Genomic DNA, 2,511 nt, shown 5'->3' on the forward strand with positions numbered 1-2,511 from the left:
GTGGTCGCGAGCGCCTCGGTGACGAAGATGTCCTTGTGCGCGAGCGGCACGCCGAGCAGCGGGCCGCTCTCGCCGGTGGCGCGGCGCGCGTCGGCCTGCGCGGCCTGGCGCAGCGCGCCCTCGGCGTCGACGCTCAGGAAGGCGCCCAGGTGCGCATGCGCGGCAACGCGTGCAAGCAGTTGTGTCGTCGCCTCGACGCTGGAGACCTGCCGCGCGGCGAGTGCGCGGGCCAGTTCGGCCGCGCCCAGTTGATGCAGGTCCTTCATCCTTCGATCACCTTCGGCACGAGGAACAGGCCGTCCTCGACGGCGGGCGCGCTGCGCTGGTTGGCGGCGCGGCCGTCGGTCTCGGTGACGATGTCGTCGCGCAGGCGCAGCGCCACTTCCTGCACCGCCGACAGCGGCGTGTACAGCGGCTCGATGCCGCTGGTGTCGACTGCGCTCATCTGTTCGACGATCGAGAAGAAACCGTTCAGTTGCTGCAGCATCGCCGCCTCTTCGGCGGGCTTCAGTTCGAGGCGCGCGAGGTTCGCGATGCGGCTCACGTCTTTGGAGTCCAGTGCCATTGGAATTTGAGGGGAGATGAGGGTGCCGACGGGGCTGGAATTCAGGGGGCTTGGGGTATTATCCCCGGTTATCCACAAGCCTCTTTCGGCGTGCAAATTCAAGGGTTTGCAGGACTTTCGAGCGGCTCGCGGACCCACCCGCTGGAAACCCGGCCGACCGACGCCAACAAGAACCCTTCCGCACATGTTTGCATCCCTGCGCCGCTACTTCTCCACCGACCTGGCCATCGACCTCGGCACCGCCAACACGCTGATCTACGTGCGTGGCAAGGGCATCGTGCTGGACGAGCCCTCGGTCGTCGCGATCCGCCACGAGGGCGGCCCCAACGGCAAGAAGACCATCCAGGCGGTCGGCACCGAGGCCAAGGCCATGCTGGGCAAGGTGCCCGGCAACATCGAAGCCATCCGGCCGATGAAAGACGGCGTGATCGCCGACTTCACCGTGACCGAGCAGATGCTCAAGCAGTTCATCCGCATGGTCCACGACTCGCGGATGCTCAGGCCGAGTCCGCGCATCATCATCTGCGTGCCCTGCGGCTCCACCCAGGTCGAGCGCCGGGCCATCCGCGAATCGGCGCTCGGCGCCGGCGCGAGCGAGGTCTACCTGATCGAGGAACCGATGGCCGCGGCGATCGGCGCCGGGCTGCCGGTCAGCGAGGCGAGCGGCTCGATGGTGGTCGACATCGGCGGCGGCACCACCGAGGTCGGCGTGATCTCGCTGGGCGGCATGGTCTACAAGGGCAGSGTACGCGTCGGCGGCGACAAGTTCGACGAAGCCATCATCAACTACATCCGACGCAACTACGGCATGCTGATCGGCGAGCCCACCGCCGAATCCATCAAGAAGAACATCGGCTCGGCCTTCCCCGGCTCCGAGGTCAAGGAGATGGAAGTCAAGGGCCGCAACCTCTCCGAAGGCGTGCCGCGCAGCTTCACGATCAGCAGCAACGAGATCCTCGAGGCGCTGACCGACCCGCTCAACCAGATCGTCTCCAGCGTCAAGAACGCGCTCGAGCAGACGCCGCCCGAACTGGGCGCCGACATCGCCGAGCGCGGCATGATGCTGACCGGCGGCGGCGCGCTGCTGCGCGACCTCGACCGCCTGCTGGCCGAGGAAACCGGCCTGCCGGTGCTGGTCGCCGAAGACCCGCTGACCTGCGTCGTGCGCGGCTGCGGGATGGCGCTGGAGCGGATGGAACGCCTCGGATCCATCTTCACCTCCGAGTGAACGTGACCTTTCTCACACGGCCGGCGCGTCGCTGACGCGGCCGGCCTTTTGTACGCTGACGCGTACTCGTCACTTCAAAGCCCCTTCCAGCCGTTCCAACGCCATGCCGCTCGGCACCCTCGACCGAACCCCACCGCCCTTCTTCCGACAGGGCCCCTCGGCGCTGACGCGGCTGATGTTCTTCTCGGCGCTCGCGCTGTTCCTGATGGTGGCCGACACCCGCTTCAAGGTGACGCAGCCGGTGCGCGCGGTGCTCGCGACCGCGCTGAACCCGGTCGAGCGGGCGCTGCGGGCGCCGGTCGACGCAGTGAGCGCCGCCGGCGACTACGCGATGGGCCTGCAGGATGCACTGTCGGCCGAGGCCCTCGCGCGGCGCGAGCTGGCCCAGCAGGCGGCGCGCTCGGCCCGCGTCGAGCAGCTCGAGCAGGAGAACCTGCGGCTGCGCGCGCTGCTCGATCTGCGGCCCGGGCTGTCGGTGCGTTCGCAGACGGCCGAGGTGCTGTACGACGCGCCCGATCCGTACTCGCGCAAGGTCATCATCGACCGCGGCACGCAGCAGGGCATCGCGGTCGCGTCGCCCGTCATCAACGAGGCCGGCGTGCTCGGCCAGGTGACGCGGGCCTTCCCGTACAGCGCCGAGGTCACGCTGCTGACCGACAAGGACGCCGCGATCCCGGTGCTCAACATGCGCACCCAGGTGCGCAGCGCCGCCTTCGGC

General features: G+C 68.7%; 4 protein-coding genes. 2 read left to right on the forward strand and 2 right to left on the reverse strand.

The window, feature by feature from the left end; all coding sequences use genetic code 11:
• Positions 1-266, reverse strand: a 266-nt coding sequence (locus tag AC1D01_RS29730) for an amidase family protein (RefSeq protein ID WP_477872838.1), incomplete at its 3' end; no start/stop codon positions are given.
• Entirely contained in the window at positions 263-565 is a 303-nt protein-coding gene (gene gatC / locus AC1D01_RS29735) for an Asp-tRNA(Asn)/Glu-tRNA(Gln) amidotransferase subunit GatC (RefSeq protein ID WP_477872840.1), read from the reverse strand. The genes gatC and AC1D01_RS29730, both read right to left, overlap by 4 nt.
• Positions 566-749: 184 nt before the next feature.
• Between gatC and AC1D01_RS29740 the strand changes: the two genes are divergently transcribed.
• A complete protein-coding gene (locus tag AC1D01_RS29740) occupies positions 750-1,793 on the forward strand; it encodes a rod shape-determining protein (protein ID WP_477872842.1) in 1,044 nt (347 codons plus the stop codon).
• Positions 1,794-1,896: 103 nt separating this feature from the next.
• A partial coding sequence (mreC, locus tag AC1D01_RS29745; RefSeq protein ID WP_477872844.1) for a rod shape-determining protein MreC occupies positions 1,897-2,511 on the forward strand: 615 nt, incomplete at its 3' end.

It is taken from the genome of Rhizobacter sp. P3_B12 (assembly GCF_056402895.1).